Annotated in this window: 14 protein-coding genes; 8 read left to right on the top strand and 6 right to left on the bottom strand. The window is 69.7% G+C overall.

The window, feature by feature from the left end:
- Positions 1-49 precede the first annotated feature (49 nt).
- On the bottom strand, positions 50-1237 hold the full coding sequence (locus AC07DI_RS07650) for a hypothetical protein (RefSeq protein WP_478902889.1): 1188 nt from the start codon (positions 1235-1237) through the stop codon (positions 50-52).
- 197 nt (positions 1238-1434) lie between these two features.
- On the opposite strand from AC07DI_RS07650, the gene AC07DI_RS07645 reads away from it, so the two are divergent.
- The gene (locus AC07DI_RS07645) at positions 1435-3402 is read left to right on the top strand and encodes a M13 family metallopeptidase (protein ID WP_478902888.1); all 1968 of its coding nucleotides are present in this window, start codon (positions 1435-1437) and stop codon (positions 3400-3402) included.
- Positions 3403-3525: 123 nt separating this feature from the next.
- Here the strand turns inward: AC07DI_RS07645 and AC07DI_RS07640 are convergent, their stop codons facing one another.
- A complete protein-coding gene (locus AC07DI_RS07640; RefSeq protein WP_478902887.1) occupies positions 3526-4284 on the bottom strand; it encodes an SDR family NAD(P)-dependent oxidoreductase in 759 nt (252 codons plus the stop codon).
- 210 nt (positions 4285-4494) lie between these two features.
- Here AC07DI_RS07640 and AC07DI_RS07635 point away from each other — a divergent pair, with 210 nt between their 5' ends.
- From AC07DI_RS07635 to AC07DI_RS07620, 4 genes are all read left to right on the top strand, one after another.
- Positions 4495-5343, top strand: a complete 849-nt coding sequence (locus tag AC07DI_RS07635; protein ID WP_478902886.1) for a helix-turn-helix transcriptional regulator — start codon at positions 4495-4497, stop codon at positions 5341-5343.
- Between the two features lie 260 nt (positions 5344-5603).
- Positions 5604-6269, top strand: coding sequence for a restriction endonuclease (locus AC07DI_RS07630; protein WP_478902884.1), 666 nt, complete (start codon positions 5604-5606; stop codon positions 6267-6269).
- 198 nt (positions 6270-6467) lie between these two features.
- Positions 6468-7067, top strand: a complete 600-nt coding sequence (locus AC07DI_RS07625) for a YdcF family protein (protein ID WP_478902883.1) — start codon at positions 6468-6470, stop codon at positions 7065-7067.
- A 203-nt stretch (positions 7068-7270) separates the two neighbouring features.
- Positions 7271-8962, top strand: a complete 1692-nt coding sequence (locus AC07DI_RS07620; RefSeq protein ID WP_478902881.1) for a chitobiase/beta-hexosaminidase C-terminal domain-containing protein — start codon at positions 7271-7273, stop codon at positions 8960-8962.
- Here the strand turns inward: AC07DI_RS07620 and AC07DI_RS07615 are convergent.
- The gene (locus AC07DI_RS07615) at positions 8946-9623 is read right to left on the bottom strand and encodes a TetR/AcrR family transcriptional regulator (protein WP_478902880.1); all 678 of its coding nucleotides are present in this window, start codon (positions 9621-9623) and stop codon (positions 8946-8948) included. The genes AC07DI_RS07620 and AC07DI_RS07615 overlap by 17 nt on opposite strands.
- 103 nt (positions 9624-9726) lie before the next feature.
- Between AC07DI_RS07615 and AC07DI_RS07610 the strand changes: the two genes are divergently transcribed.
- On the top strand, positions 9727-10176 hold the full coding sequence (locus AC07DI_RS07610; RefSeq protein ID WP_384259852.1) for a nuclear transport factor 2 family protein: 450 nt from the start codon (positions 9727-9729) through the stop codon (positions 10174-10176).
- Positions 10173-11045 (top strand): NmrA family NAD(P)-binding protein, encoded by an 873-nt coding sequence (locus AC07DI_RS07605; protein WP_478902878.1) that lies wholly within the window; start codon positions 10173-10175, stop codon positions 11043-11045. The genes AC07DI_RS07610 and AC07DI_RS07605 overlap by 4 nt, the downstream gene beginning before the upstream one ends.
- Positions 11046-11069: 24 nt before the next feature.
- On the opposite strand, the gene AC07DI_RS07600 is transcribed toward AC07DI_RS07605, so the two are convergent.
- Complete coding sequence (locus tag AC07DI_RS07600; RefSeq protein WP_478902876.1) at positions 11070-11717, bottom strand: alpha/beta fold hydrolase; 648 nt, start codon at positions 11715-11717, stop codon at positions 11070-11072.
- Between the two features lie 98 nt (positions 11718-11815).
- Between AC07DI_RS07600 and AC07DI_RS07595 the strand changes: the two genes are divergently transcribed.
- Entirely contained in the window at positions 11816-12388 is a 573-nt protein-coding gene (locus AC07DI_RS07595) for a helix-turn-helix domain-containing protein (RefSeq protein ID WP_384259859.1), read from the top strand.
- Positions 12389-12429: 41 nt separating this feature from the next.
- On the opposite strand, the gene AC07DI_RS07590 is transcribed toward AC07DI_RS07595, so the two are convergent.
- Both AC07DI_RS07590 and AC07DI_RS07585 read right to left on the bottom strand, forming a co-directional pair.
- Positions 12430-12774, bottom strand: coding sequence for a hypothetical protein (locus tag AC07DI_RS07590; RefSeq protein WP_384259861.1), 345 nt, complete (start codon positions 12772-12774; stop codon positions 12430-12432).
- Positions 12775-12779: 5 nt separating this feature from the next.
- Positions 12780-13904: cytochrome c oxidase subunit I (locus AC07DI_RS07585; RefSeq protein ID WP_478902874.1), on the bottom strand; the 1125-nt coding region annotated here is incomplete at its 5' end.

Here is a 13904-nt window from a genome sequence, read left to right as displayed (position 1 = left end):
CGTACGGGACGGGTCCGGGACGGGTCCGGGCCGACGAGGGCGGAAACCGTCAGGAAGAGCTCTGCTCCTGCTGAGCGGTCGCCGCCCTGAGAGCGGACAGGCATGCGCCGATGGCCTGCTGGAGGTCTTCGAGCCGCCGCACCATGTCGTCCTCGTAGATGTCGTCGATGTCGTCCACGTCGTCGAACGTCAGCTCCTCGAACACCTTCGTGGCCTTCTGCAGGCTGCTGTAGAACTTCGCGCGCCGCTCCTGCACCCGCAGGTCCGGGTCGCTCTGCACGGTCTGCGCGACCATGTCGCGCACCGTGTCGTACGCCTCGCGCGCCCACTCGCCGGAGTCCTCGCCGTCCTCCAGCTCGTCGATGAGGGAGAGATGGCGCTCAGCCTCCTCGCGCAGCTCGGCCGGTGCGTCGATCATCTGCCCCGCATCCGTCTTGACCTGGCCCTTCTCCACGATCTGGCGGACGTAGTCGACCCGGTCGCCCGCCTTCGCCTCGGCCGCCACGGCCTTCTTGAGGTCGTCGGTGCGGACGATGTCACGGACCAGTCCGGTGCGCAGCGCCGGGTCCTCGTCCAGGCGGTCCATCAGGGCCTTGCGGGCCGCTTCGGCGGTGCCGGGGTCGGCGAGGATCGCGGCACGCAGCGCGGTGGGGTTCTCCGCGACCTCCAGGGCCTTGGTGGGCCGGATGCCCTCCGCCTCGGCCGCCTCCGTGATCGCCTCGCCGCGCGGGGTGTGGGCGCTGGAGCGGGCGGTGTAGTACGACAGCCATACGTCGGCGTCCGGGAGCTCGACGTCCATGCCGGGGGAGAGCGCCTCGAAGTGGGGCACCATTCCGTCGTCCGCGGCCTTGTCCCAGGCCTTGTAGTAGCGCATGACGCGCTCGGCCGAACAGCCGGCCAGCTCGGCGAACTCCTTGGCCGAGACCTTCGGCGTCTCGCCTGCGCTCTGCCCGCCGGGCCGCACGCTGCGGGCGACCTTGAGGCCGAAGGTCCAGCCTCCGGTGCGCGCGTAGGCCCCGAAGTCACGGGCGTCCTCGATGACCAGGGCCGCAGCGTCGGCGGCCGGGGCATCGGCCTCCCCGTCGGCGCCGGCTTCCGAAGAGGAAGGGGCACTGGGCTCCGGCGGCTCGGTGGGCTCCGCGGACCAGAAGGCTCCCTCGGGGGCGGCGGTCTCCTCCAGGACACTGGCATCCTCAGAGATGGTGGCGTCCTCGGACGGGGAGAAGGCTACGGTCACGGGAGTTCTCCTGGGTGTCACAGGCGTACGAAGGTTGACGCAACACCTTATCGCTCCTATTGGGATGTTTTGTACGCGAGTTGAGACGCTGCCGACGGCGCCGCCGGAGGCGTGCCCCGGAGCCCCGGGGCGAAGCGGTGAGGAGCCGGGGCCCCACCCGCCCACGGCCGGGGCGACCGCTCGCATAGGCTGCCCGGATGAGCATTCTGGATGACGCCCGCCCGGGCATGAACCACGAGATCCGGCCGCAGGACGACCTCTTCGGACACGTCAACGGCGCCTGGCTGGACACCGAGAAGATTCCCGAGGACCGCTCCAGCTGGGGCCCCTTCGTGCAGCTGGCCGACACCGCGGAGCAGCAGGTCAAGACGATCATCCAGGAGCTGGCGGAGAAGGCGTCGGCCGACCCCGGCGCGACCTCCGAGGACGCCCGCAAGATCGCCGCCCTGTACGCCTCCTTCATGGACGAGGAGACCATCGCCGCCCGTGGCCTCGCCCCGGCCCAGCCCCTGATCGACGAGGTCACGGCCCTGCGGGACACCCGGGAGCTGGCTTCCTTCCTCGGCCGTTTCGAGCGGATCGGCGGTTCCGGTCTCTTCGGCTCGTACATCGACTCGGACGACCGCGATTCCGACCGCTACCTCTTCAACATCCTCCAGGGCGGACTCGGCCTGCCCGACGAGTCGTACTACCGCGAGGAGAAGTTCGCCGAGATCCGCGAGAAGTACCTCGCCCACCTCACCGAACTCCTCACCCTCGGCAAGCACGCGGACCCGGCGGGCGCCGCGCGGACCGTCCTCGACCTGGAGACCAGGCTCGCGCAGGGGCACTGGGAGCGGGCCGAGACCCGCGACGTGCTGAAGACGTACAACCTCACCACTTTGGACGAACTGACCGCGCTCGCGCCGGAGTTCGACTGGCGCGGCTACGTCACCGGGCTCGGCGGCTCCGACGCCACCATCGCCGAGACCTGCGTCCGCCAGCCGTCCTACCTCACCCACCTCTCCACGGTCCTCGCCGAGACGCCGGTCGAGCAGTGGCGGGACTGGGCCATGACGCGCGTGCTGCGCGCCTGCGCGCCGTACCTGCCGGACGAGTTCGTGCGCAACAACTTCGAGTTCTACGGCCGCACCCTCAACGGCACCCCGGAACTGCGCGCCCGCTGGAAGCGCGCCGTCGCCCTCGTCGAGGGAGCCATGGGAGAGGCCGTCGGCAAGGAGTACGTCGCCCGGCACTTCCCGCCGTCGTCCAAGGCGATGATGGACGACCTCGTGGCCAACCTGCTCGAGGCGTACCGGCAGTCGATCGCCCGCCTGGACTGGATGACCGACGACACGAAGGAACGGGCGTACGAGAAGCTCGCCACGTTCCGTCCCAAGATCGGCTACCCCGACACCTTCCGCGACTACTCGGCCCTTGAGGTCTCGGCCGACGACCTGCTCGCCAACGCCCAGGCGGCGGCCGCGTTCGAGTCCGACCGCGAACTCGCCAAGATCGGCTCGCCGGTCGACCGCGACGAGTGGTTCATGCTGCCGCAGACCGTCAACGCGTACTACAACCCGGGCACCAACGAGATCTGCTTCCCCGCGGGCATCCTGCAGAAGCCGTTCTTCTCGCCCGACGCCGACCCGGCGGAGAACTACGGTGGCATCGGCGCGGTCATCGGCCACGAGATCGGCCACGGCTTCGACGACCAGGGCGCCCAGTACGACGGTGCGGGCAACCTCAACGACTGGTGGACTGCCGCCGACAAGACCGCCTTCGAGGCGAAGTCGAAGGCGCTCATCAAGCAGTACGACGCGTTCTCGCCCCGCAACCTCCCCGGTGAGTTCGTCAACGGCTCGCTGACCGTCGGCGAGAACATCGGCGACCTGGGCGGCCTGACCATCGGGCACACCGCGTACCTCATCTCGCTCGACGGGGCGCCGATGCCCGAGAACGACGGACTGACCGGCTCGCAGCGGCTCTTCATGAACTGGGCGTACTGCTGGCGCACCATGCGCCGCAAGGAGCAAGAGCAGCAGTACCTGACCATCGACCCGCACTCGCCCCCGGAGTTCCGCGCCAACATCGTCCGCAACCTCGACGAGTTCCACGAGGCGTTCGGCACGGTGGAGGGCGACGGTCTCTGGCTCGACCCCGCGGAGCGCGTACGGATCTGGTGACGTGCTGAGGTACTCAGGTGCTGACGCGTTGACGCGTTGACGCGCACCCCGGGGCGCCGCGGGACCGTTGCCCTGCGGCGCCCCGGCGGTGTGCCACACGTGGACGTCGTACGGCCGGGTTGTTCAGTGCGCGGTGAGCCCGCCGTCGACCACCAACTCCGTGCCGGTGACGAACGAGGAGTCGTCGCAGGCCAGGAAGAGGATGGCGGGGGCGACCTCGTCGGCGCGGCCGGCCCGGCGCATGGGTGTGCGCCGGATGTCCGGCTGCTGATCACCCTGGTCGTCCAGGAGGTCCTGGATCATCGGTGTGGCGATCACCCCTGGATGCACCGAGTTGATCCGTACTCCCTGCCGGGCGTACTCGACCGCGGCGGTCTTGCTCAACAGGCGCACGGCCCCCTTGGATGCCTGGTAGGCCGCGGCCGCACCGCTTCCCACCAGGCCGAGTACGGATGACGTATTGATCACCGAGGCGTTGCCGCTCGCCCGCAGGAGCGGCATCGCCGCCTTCATGCCGAGCCAGGTGCCTTTCTGGTTCACGTCAATGACGCGGTCCCACGCCTCTTCCCGGGTGTCCTCGATACCCGGCCAGTCCAGGATGCCGGCGAGGTTCACCAGCACGTCCAGCGTGGCGAACCGGTCGCGTACGACGGTGATCACTTCGTCCCACTCCAGCGCGGAGGAGACATCGAGCCGGGCGGCGACGACCTCCGCACCGCGTGCCTCCAGCCGGTGGGACAGCTCCCGCAGGGGCCCCTCGGCGACATCGGTGATCACCAGCCGGGCGCCTTCGCGGGCGAAGAGCTCGGCGGTCGCTGTGCCGAGGCCACCAGTCGCGCCGGTGATCAGCGCGACCTTGCCGTCAAGTCGTTGTCCTGTCATTTGATGTGGTCCTTGATCCTCGTTGCTGTCGACTGACTGTTGGGCCGGGACTTCCAGGACGCCCTGGTAGCCCCGGTACCAGGGCGGCCACGGACCCGGCCCTTACCGCCCCACCGAGTCTGGGCAGGCCACCGGCCATCAACCAGGACGCGTGCTGCCTGGGCATGGCACACCCAGGCTGCACACCGAACGTTCGCCTAGCCTGCTCACATGGACGACAACCACTTGGGAGACTTTCTGCGCATACGCCGCGACGGTCTGCGGCCGGAGGACGTCGGCATGGCGAGTCACGGGGTCCGCAGAGTCGCCGGACTGCGCCGCGAGGAGGTCGCCGTCCTGGCCGGAGTCAACGTCGACTACTACACCCGCCTGGAACAGGGCCGCGAGCGCAACCCCTCACCCCAGGTGGTCGACGCACTCAGCCGCGCACTGCGCCTCGACACGGACGCCCGCGCGCACCTGTACCGACTGGCCGGGGCCGCGCCGAACGACCGGCCCTCCGCCCATGCCGTCGAGCAGGTGAGCCCGGCGCTGCGACAGCTGATGGACGGCTACCCCAACACTCCGGCGTTCGTCATGAGCCGGACCCTGGACCTCCTCGCCGTCAACGCCCTGGCCGATGCCCTCTACGCCCCGTTCGAGCCCGCGGACAACTTGGCCCGCATGACCTTCCTCGATCCCGCGGGCCGCAATTTCTACACGGACTGGGACCGGGCAGCCCAGGCCACCGTCGCCAACCTTCGCGAGGCAACCGGATTCGACCCGGACCACCCACGGCTGCGCGAGCTCGTCCGCACCCTCACCAAACACAGCGCGGACTTCACCCGTCTGTGGAACGCCCACACCGTGCGCGGCAAGACCCAGGACGCCAAACACCTCCTCCACCCGGATGTCGGCCCCCTCACCCTCACCTACCAGGCTTTCGACGTACGTGACGCCCCCGGCCAGCAGCTCGTCATCTACCACGCCGAACCGGGCAGCCCCAGCGCCCAGTCCCTCAACCTGCTCGGTTCCATCCACGCCACCCGCCACCGGCCCGACCTCCGGTCCCACCGCTGATCAGCCCCTCCGCCGGGTTCAATCCGGGGTCGGTGCGGCAGGTGCTGGTCCACTGCGTGATGCCGTTGGGGTTCGCGCAGCGATTTCCAGCCGGTGCTCTCAACGCCGGGGTCGCTGTCAGTGCCGGGTGCTCTCATGAAGGCGGCGGGAAGTTGCGGACGAGGGGGGCCTGTGCGTGGGAACAGGGGATACGACGGCACCGAGCACGCCGGACAGGATGTGCACCAGGCGCAGCGCGCCGTGCGGGCGGAGGCGCCCCTGTGAGCCCGCGCCGACGTCGGCGCAAGAGCGACGAGGACCTGCTCGCCGCGCTCGGCGTGCTCGTCGTCGTCGGATTGGTGCTGGTGAAAGCAGGGCAGTGGGTGTGGGCGCACTGGTGGGTGCTGGTCGGCCTCGGTTTCCTGGCCCTGCTCGTGCTCGCGGCCTGGATCTACCGGCAGGTGGACCAGGTGCGGTCCGCGCGGTTGAGGGTCGAGGGCCTGACGTACTCGCTCGCCCAGCTGGACGCGATGCACCACACGGCCTTCGAGGTCGCCGTGCGCGATCTGCTCGCCCGGGACGGATCACGCGACGCCCTGCGCTGCGGAGGCCGGGGAGACCTGGGCGCCGACGTGAAGGGCCACGACCCTCACGGCCGGTACTGGGTCCTTCAGTGCAAGCATCGCAGGAAAGGACTCGATGGCGCGGCCGTCGGCACTCCGGAACTGCAGACGCTCAACGGCACAGGCCGGCCCGTACACGGCGGCGACGTCGTCGTGATGGTGACCAACGGCAAGATCTCGCAGCCTGCCCGGGACTTCGCCCGGCAGCAGAGTCTGTACGTGGTCGACCGGCACCTGCTCCAACAGTGGGCCCGCGGCCGACGGCCCCTGTGGGAGATCCTGCCGGCCATCCCTCCGCCCCGGAAACCACCGCGCGTACGGTGACCCCACCTTCGAGACGCCACTCACGACGAAGGGCCCTGTCACATCCAACGGGGTTCCTTCATCCTGCGCACATCGAGGACCAGTGGCCGTGAACGGGCGAGTTGCGTGGGTGCAGGACGTCGAACACACGCATCACGTTGTCCCGCGCCGCACGTCCGAACTGAACACCTGGCGGTGCGCGAACGTTAGGGTCGCCGCATGCGACGAAGGACAGGACTGGCGATGGCTGGGGCTGTGGCCCTGGCCTGGGGCGAGTGGCTGAACTGGCGTTGGTCTCGCGCGCTGGTAGGGGGCAGCGGGGGCGCGTCCGAAGCTGTGGTCGTGTTGGGTTACCGGAATCCCCAACCGACGGTGAACTTCATCAACCGCTGGCGTGTCCGTGCCGGCATCCGCTCCATCGCCGCTGACAACGCGCGAGTCACTCGCGTGATCTTCAGCGGTGGTGGGACCAGCAGCTGTGCTGCGGAAGCCCAGCTGATGGCTGACTACGCGAAGTCGGCACTGGAGTTCGACGGCACCGTTCTCCTCGAAGACCAAAGTGCGACGACATGGGAGAACGTCACGAACGTGATCCCCTTGCTTGAGGACGTCGATCGCATCAAAGTCGCCTCCCAACCGGCACACGCGCTCAAGGCCCGCGCGTACTTGCGGCGCCAGCGCCCTGATCTGGCTGAGAAGCTCGTGCGCGCGGCTGACTACCGACCTGGTGAGTGGATGGCCGCCAAACCCCTGCTGGCTCTGTACGGACTCTGGACACTCCGCGGGCTCAAGGCCCACGAGCGGAAGGCGCGTCTGTAAACGGGAGAGCCGGCCCAAGCCGCCGCAACCCCGTGGGGGGGGCGGAAGAAGGAGCAGCGGTTCATGATCGGGTCACCGGCCGGTAACTGGTCTGGCCTCGACACCTCACCAAGGCGCTCTAGCGTCGCGGGAGTTCCCCCGCCGGGCGGCACGTCCCGCAAGCCCGGCCATAGGCAAGGACCCCCGTGAGACGCACTTCCTTCGTGAGACGTACAGCCGGCGCGACCCGCGCCCCCTTCGTGCAACGCATCCCTTTCGTCGCCGCCACCGCGTCCCTGGCGATGCTGCTCCCGGCCGCCGCCCAGGCATCCGCCCCGACGGCGGAGGCGCCGACCCGCACCGCGCACACCCCGCACACCGCCCCCGACGCCCCGGCCTTCAGCAGCGCCGGCGGCCGTTACGAGCGCCCCGTCTCCCTCACGCTGCGGGCCGAGCGCGGCACCACGATCCGCTACACGCTGGACGGTACGACGCCCACGCGCGCGAGCCGCCTCTTCGTGCCGGGCCGCCCGCTCCGCATCAGCGAGGACACCAACGTCACCGCCGTCGCCTTCCGCGGCGGCCGGGCGAGCGTCGCGAGATCCGTCGGCTACCTCGTGAAGACGGCGGAGAAGCCCCTCGCGCGCCTGGTCGTCATGTCCGACGTGCACATCGGGGACCACAAGAACAACGACAAGAAGTACGAGAGCTTCTTCGACACCATCGCGTCGGTGTTCCCGCGGCCCGACGCGATCCTCTCCAACGGCGACATGATCAACGACAATGGCGACGGCCGCGGCGCCGACCACCGCATCGTCTCCGAGATCTTCCGCGACAACCTGAAGCGCAAGCGCATGGACGACACCCAGGTCCTGCTCTCCAACGGCAACCACGACGCGAGCCTCGCCGACATCCGCGCCCACTACCCCCGCGCCTGGTTCCCCGACTCGGGCGGCGGCTACTACGAGTCGACGGTCAGCGGCCTGCACGTGTTCACCGTGAACACGGAGACGTACAACGGGAGCACCGCGCAGCGCACATGGCTCAAGAAGCGGCTCGCCGAGCTCACCGCGGACCCGGCGAACGCGCGCACGCCCATCCTCGTGCAGGGGCACCGCCCCGCCCCCGGCACCGCGATGGACGGCCAGCAGGCGTCGAACCCGAGGCTCACCGAGGATCTCAAGGACTTCCCGCAGGTCATCTACTTCTCCGGCCACTCGCACCTGAACATCAACGACGAACGCTCCGTCCACCAGCGGGACTTCACCGCCGTCAACGACGGATCGATGTCGTACGTCGAGATGGACCACGGCTACCAGGCGGTCACGGAGACGGGCCTGGCGGACCGCTTCGAGGCGCCGACCGCGCAGGCGCTGTTCGTCGAGGTGTACCGCGACCGCACGGAGATCGCGCGCGTCAACATGGCCGCCGACAAGCACGACATCTACACCGGAGGCCAGTGGTCGGCGAACTGGCAGCCCCCGTACGCCAGCGCGGGCACGCTCGCCGGACCGACGTGGACCGTACGCCTGAAGGGCAACAGCCCGCAGCAGATCAAGGACGGCTTCACGTACACGGACGCCCGGCGCAACACGACCGCGCCCCGGTTCACCGACCGCCACCCCCTCGGCCTGATCAAGACGGACCGCACCGGCAAGGGCGCCGCCCTCCGCATCCGGCAGGCCCGCGACGACCAGATGGTGCACCACTACCGCGTCGACATCGAGGAGACGAGGACGGGCGCGAAGCTGCTCTCGACGAAGGTCCTCGCCGAGTACTACTTCATGCCGCGCCCCGGCTCCCTGGACATCCCGCTGCCGTCCACGAAGAGCGGCACACGTTATGCGGCCCACGTGAGCGCCGTGGACGCGTACGGCAACGCGTCGCCGGGAGCGTCGCTCAGCTTCTCCGGCTAGAGGGCCAGGGCGTTTCCTCCGCATCGCCTCGCGGACCGGATGAAGTTGGCGGCGAGGTGGAATCCGGCGAGGTGGCTTCGCCCCGCAGTGCCGCCCGGGCCAGCGCCGCCACGCCCTCGTGGATCTGCCGCGGCGGGGTGCCGTTCGTGCGCAGGTGCTCGATGAGGTCGCTGCGTACGGCGGCGAGGAGTGCGTGCGCGAGGAAGCTCGCGTCCTGCTCGCCGCGGACCTCGGTGAGCAGCGCGGTGAGTTCCGCGTGCCACAGGGCGTAGGTGTCGTTGTCGTAGGGGCTGCCGCTGCCCGCGCTCTCCAGGGCGAGCATGAGTGGCCGGACGGCCAGTTTCAGACGGAGTAGGGCGTCCAGGAGGGCGAGGACGCGTTCGTCGGCGTGGGCCCCGGGGCCCAGGGGCGGGGGACCGGAGACGACATCGGCCCGCAGTTGTTCGGTGCGCTGCTCGACGAGTGCCTTGACCAGGCCGACGCGGTCGCCGAAGCGGCGGAAGAGGGTGCCCTTGCCGACCCCCGCGGCGGCCGCGATGTCGTCCATGGACACGCGGTCGGGGTCCCCGCGCTCGATGAACAGGCGCTCGGCGGCGGCCAGTACGGCCTCGCGGTTGCGTTGGGCGTCGGCTCGTTCCTTGCGCGGGGAAGGAGGGGGCATGGTGGCTCCACTAGGTAAACGGACCAGCGGTCCGTATAGTTGATGCGGACCGCTGGTCCGCATCGTAGCGCGGGCCGGGCCATGGCTGTGAAAGGGCACCACCATGTCGCATGCGACAACGAAGGACGGCACGCCCGAGGCCGTCTTCCGGCGAGGCCTCGAACTGCTCCTCGCCAAGGACATCGAAGGATGGGTCGGCCTCTGGGCCGAGGACGGGGTCTGCGAATTCCCGTTCGCCCCGCCCGGCGCCCCGCGCCGCCTGGACGGTAAGTCCGCCGTCCGCGCCTACATGGCGGCGTACCCGGACCACATCGACCTGACCGCCATCCCGTACGTACGAGTCCACCGGACCGCGGACCCCGACATCGTCATCGTCGAGAAGCGCGCCGAGGGGCGTTCGGTGAGCACGGGGCGGGACTTCGAGATGTCGTACGTGGTCGTCGTCACCGTCAAGGACGGGCTGTTCACCCACTATCGCGACTACTGGAACCCGCTGACCGCCCTGGAGATCGCCGGCGGCACCGACGCTCCGTTCGTGGGCGGTGCGGCATGACCCGTAGCGGCGAGACGATCCTCGTGACCGGCGGCACCGGCAAGACCGGGCGCCGCGTCGCCGCCCGGCTGGCCTCGGCGGGTCACCGCGTCCGGACGGCGAGCCGTCACCCGGCCCCCGGGCCCGGCCTTGAGGCGGCCCGCTTCGACTGGGCCGACACCGCGACCCACGGCCCGGCCCTCGACGGCGTGCGCCGCCTCTACCTCGCGGCGCCCGACGCCGGACCGGACTCCGCCGCGCGTCTGCTTCCCTTCCTGGAACTGGCGCGCGGTGCCGGAGTCGACCGGGTGGTGCTGCTCGGTTCTTCGGCCATCGCGGAGGCGGACGGCGGGTTCGGTGAGGTGTACCGGGCAGTCCGCGAGCGGTTCCCGCAGTGGGCGGTGCTCCGGCCCTCCTGGTTCATGCAGAACTTCACCGACGACCACCCCCACGCCGTCGGCGTCCGCGCGAGCGGCGAGATCGTGACGGCCACCGGCGACGGCCGTGTCGCCTTCGTCGACGCCGACGACATCGCCGAGGTCGGGGTGCGGGCCCTGACGGACGAGCGCCCGCACAACACGGCCCACCTCATCACCGGCCCCGAGGCGCTGAGTTACGCAGAGGTCGCCGCGGTGCTCTCCCGCGTCACGGGACGGCCGGTCCGGCACCGGCCCGTCTCCCGCGAGGCGATGCGGGGCCGGCTGGTCGCGGAGGGTCTGCCGGTGGGCGTCGCCGAACAGCTTGCCGGCCTGGACGAGGCGATCGCGGCGGGTGCGGAGGACCGGACGAGTCCGGTGGTGGAACGCGTGACGGGACGCGCGCCCCGCTCGTTCGAGGACTTCACCAAGGCCCACGGGGCCGATCTGATACGGCCGAGGGCCAGCCATTGAGGGTTCGGGCGGCCGGTCACTACGTCACCTCGCGGTGAACGAGAGGATCTCGCGCGTCACGGCCTCCGGGTTCTCCTCGGCGAGCCAGTGCCCGGCCTCGGGAATCTCGACTCCGCGTACGACCCTGCGCAGCATCGGCGTCAGGGGCGGCCGGGTGGCGGCGAGTGAACCCGTCGCCGTCAGGAGGAGCGTGGGGGTGTCCGACGGGATGGCCGCGGTGTTGTCGCGCTCGTCCTCGTCCAGGCTCCGGTAGAGCTCGAATCCGGCGTGCAGCGCGTCCGGGCGGCTGTAGGTGCGGAGCGCGTACACGGTGTGCCGCTTCGCGAGAGCAGGCATCACCTTCCGCCACTCGAACCAGGTCTGCGGCCAGCCGTGCAGCAGCACCAGTGCCGGGCCCCTGCCGCCCGTGACGTAGTGCATGCGCACCCCGCGCACCTTCGCGAACTTGCGCTCGAACGTGGCGTTGAACTCCGCGTCGTGCTTCGTCGCCGCGTCGTACGACGCGGCCGGGGCGGTCGTCGCGGCGGTGGCAGGAGGGGGCGCCGCCGCGGCGGATCCGTCGAGCGCGTTCCATCCGACGGCGCTGCCGACGGTGAGGGAGAGCGCCAGTGCGCCGGCTCCCAGGAGCCGGCGTCGGGGGAGAGGGCGTTCCTTGGCCCGGGTCGGTTTCATGGTGCGATGTTCACGGGAGCCCTTGCGGAACCGGGCGGCTTTTTGCAGGGTTGCAAAAGAGCGGGCCCCGAGTCGATCTCCCGTGAAAGTGTCCGTGGGTGACGGAAGACCAAGCGGTACTGCGGAACGTCGGCCCGAGGCTGCGCGGCTTCCGCAAGGCCCTCGGTCTCACCCTCGCCGACCTGGCGGAGCGCACAGGACTGACCCAGAGCACCATCTCCCGGCTCGAACGCGGGCTGGTCCACCCGACCCTGGAGCAGCTCCTGCCGCTGGCGCGCGCCTACGCCGTGCCGATCGACGAACTCGTCGCCGCACCGGCCACCGGCGACCCGCGGGTGCACTTGCGTCCCCTTCGTAAGGGCGGCCTGACGTTCGTGCCGCTGGGCGTGAAGACGGGCGGCATGCGGGCGTACAAGGTGATCTACCCGCCACTGTCGAAACTCCCGCCCCCGCAGTTCCACACGCACCCCGGCCGGGAGTGGTTCTACGTGCTCTCCGGGTCGGTCCAACTCGTCCTGACCGGCACCCGGACGGAACTGGCGGCGGGTGAGGCGGCGGAATTCGACACCGAGGCCCCGCACTGGATCGGCAACGCCCGGGACGACATGCCGGCCGAGACCATCGCCATCTACGGGCAGCAGGGCGAACGCATGCATGTGACGGACGTCTGACACGCCGTCCCGGGCTTGCCTTCCGGCGGCCTTCCGCGCCGCTACAGGACGCAGCCCGCCACCACGACCACCAGCGCCAGGGCGAGCGCGAGGCCGAGCAGGTTCCGGGCGAGGAGGCGCCGTCGCAGGACGCGGTACGTCTCCTCGTACTCGGCGCGCAGTTCGTGCCCGCGGCGGGCGATGTGCTGCCAGCCGTGCCGGGTGAGCGACAGGTGGTCCTCGGTGTAGAGCCGTTCCACCTCGGCGCGTTGCGTGTCGGTCAGCCAGGGCAGGCGCCGCGTGAAGCGCTCCGCCGCAGTGCGGCCGTCGGCGCGGGCGGCCTCGACGAGGAGAAGCCCTTCGACCCCGTTGATGAAGTCCCGCACGTCCACGGCGTGCTCGTCCATCGCCGTCATCGCAGGGCCCGCTGCTCGGCCGCCGCGGTCTCGGGGTGGTGCAGGTCGAAGGCCGGGGACTCCGAGCGGATGCGCGGCAGGGACTCGAAGTTGTGCCGGGGCGGCGGGCAGGAGGTCGTCCACTCCAGCGAGCGGCCGTACCCCCACGGGTCGTCGACCTCGACCTTCTTGCCGTACTTGGCGGTCTTCCAGATGTTGTAGAAGAACGGCAGGAACGAGAGGCCGAGCAGGAAGGAGAAGATCGTCGAAACGGTGTTGAGCGTGGTGAAGCCCTCCACCGCCAGGTAGTCGGGGACCCGGCGGAGCATTCCGCCAGCCCCGAGCCAGTGCTGGACGAGGAAGGTGCCGTGGAAGCCGATGAACAGCGTCCAGAAGGTGATCTTGCCAAGGCGCTCGTCGAGCATCTTGCCGGTGAACTTCGGCCACCAGAAGTGGAAGCCGGAGAACATCGCGAAGACGACGGTGCCGAACACGACGTAGTGGAAGTGCGCGACGACGAAATAGGACTCCGAGACGTGGAAGTCCATCGGCGGCGAGGCCAGGATGACGCCCGTCAGACCGCCGAAGGTGAAGGTGATCAGGAAGCCGACCGCCCACAGCATCGGGGTCTCGAAACTCAGCGACCCCTTCCACATCGTGCCGATCCAGTTGAAGAACTTCACACCCGTCGGCACGGCGATGAGGAACGTCATGAAGGAGAAGAACGGCAACAGCACGCCGCCGGTGACGTACATGTGGTGGGCCCACACTGTCACGGACAGGCCCGCGATCGCGATCGTCGCACCGATCAGGCCCATGTAGCCGAACATCGGCTTGCGGGAGAAGACCGGAATGACTTCGGAGATGATGCCGAAGAACGGCAAGGCGATGATGTACACCTCTGGATGGCCGAAGAACCAGAAGAGGTGTTGCCACAGCAAGGCCCCGCCATTGGCGGCGTCGAAGACATGCGCACCGAATTTGCGGTCCGCCTCCAGGGCGAACAGCGCGGCCGCAAGGACCGGGAAGGCCAGCAGCACCAGAACGGCGGTCAGCAGCACGTTCCACACGAAGATCGGCATGCGGAACATCGTCATGCCCGGAGCGCGCATGCAGATGATGGTGGTGATGAAGTTGACCGA

This window comes from Streptomyces sp. NPDC044106 (genome assembly GCF_056433985.1).
This window is presented reverse-complemented; position numbering and strand designations above follow the sequence as displayed.

Bases quoted from the DNA above. Each gene is read 5' to 3' on its own strand.
- AC07DI_RS07645 (WP_478902888.1), top strand. From the start codon at position 1,435: ATGAGCATTCTGGATGACGCCCGCCCGGGCATGAACCACGAGATCCGG.
- AC07DI_RS07640 (WP_478902887.1), bottom strand. From the start codon at position 4,284: ATGACAGGACAACGACTTGACGGCAAGGTCGCGCTGATCACCGGCGCG.
- AC07DI_RS07635 (WP_478902886.1), top strand. From the start codon at position 4,495: ATGGACGACAACCACTTGGGAGACTTTCTGCGCATACGCCGCGACGGT.
- AC07DI_RS07625 (WP_478902883.1), top strand. From the start codon at position 6,468: ATGCGACGAAGGACAGGACTGGCGATGGCTGGGGCTGTGGCCCTGGCC.
- AC07DI_RS07615 (WP_478902880.1), bottom strand. From the start codon at position 9,623: ATGCCCCCTCCTTCCCCGCGCAAGGAACGAGCCGACGCCCAACGCAAC.
- AC07DI_RS07610 (WP_384259852.1), top strand. From the start codon at position 9,727: ATGTCGCATGCGACAACGAAGGACGGCACGCCCGAGGCCGTCTTCCGG.
- AC07DI_RS07605 (WP_478902878.1), top strand. From the start codon at position 10,173: ATGACCCGTAGCGGCGAGACGATCCTCGTGACCGGCGGCACCGGCAAG.
- AC07DI_RS07600 (WP_478902876.1), bottom strand. From the start codon at position 11,717: ATGAAACCGACCCGGGCCAAGGAACGCCCTCTCCCCCGACGCCGGCTC.
- AC07DI_RS07590 (WP_384259861.1), bottom strand. From the start codon at position 12,774: ATGGACGAGCACGCCGTGGACGTGCGGGACTTCATCAACGGGGTCGAA.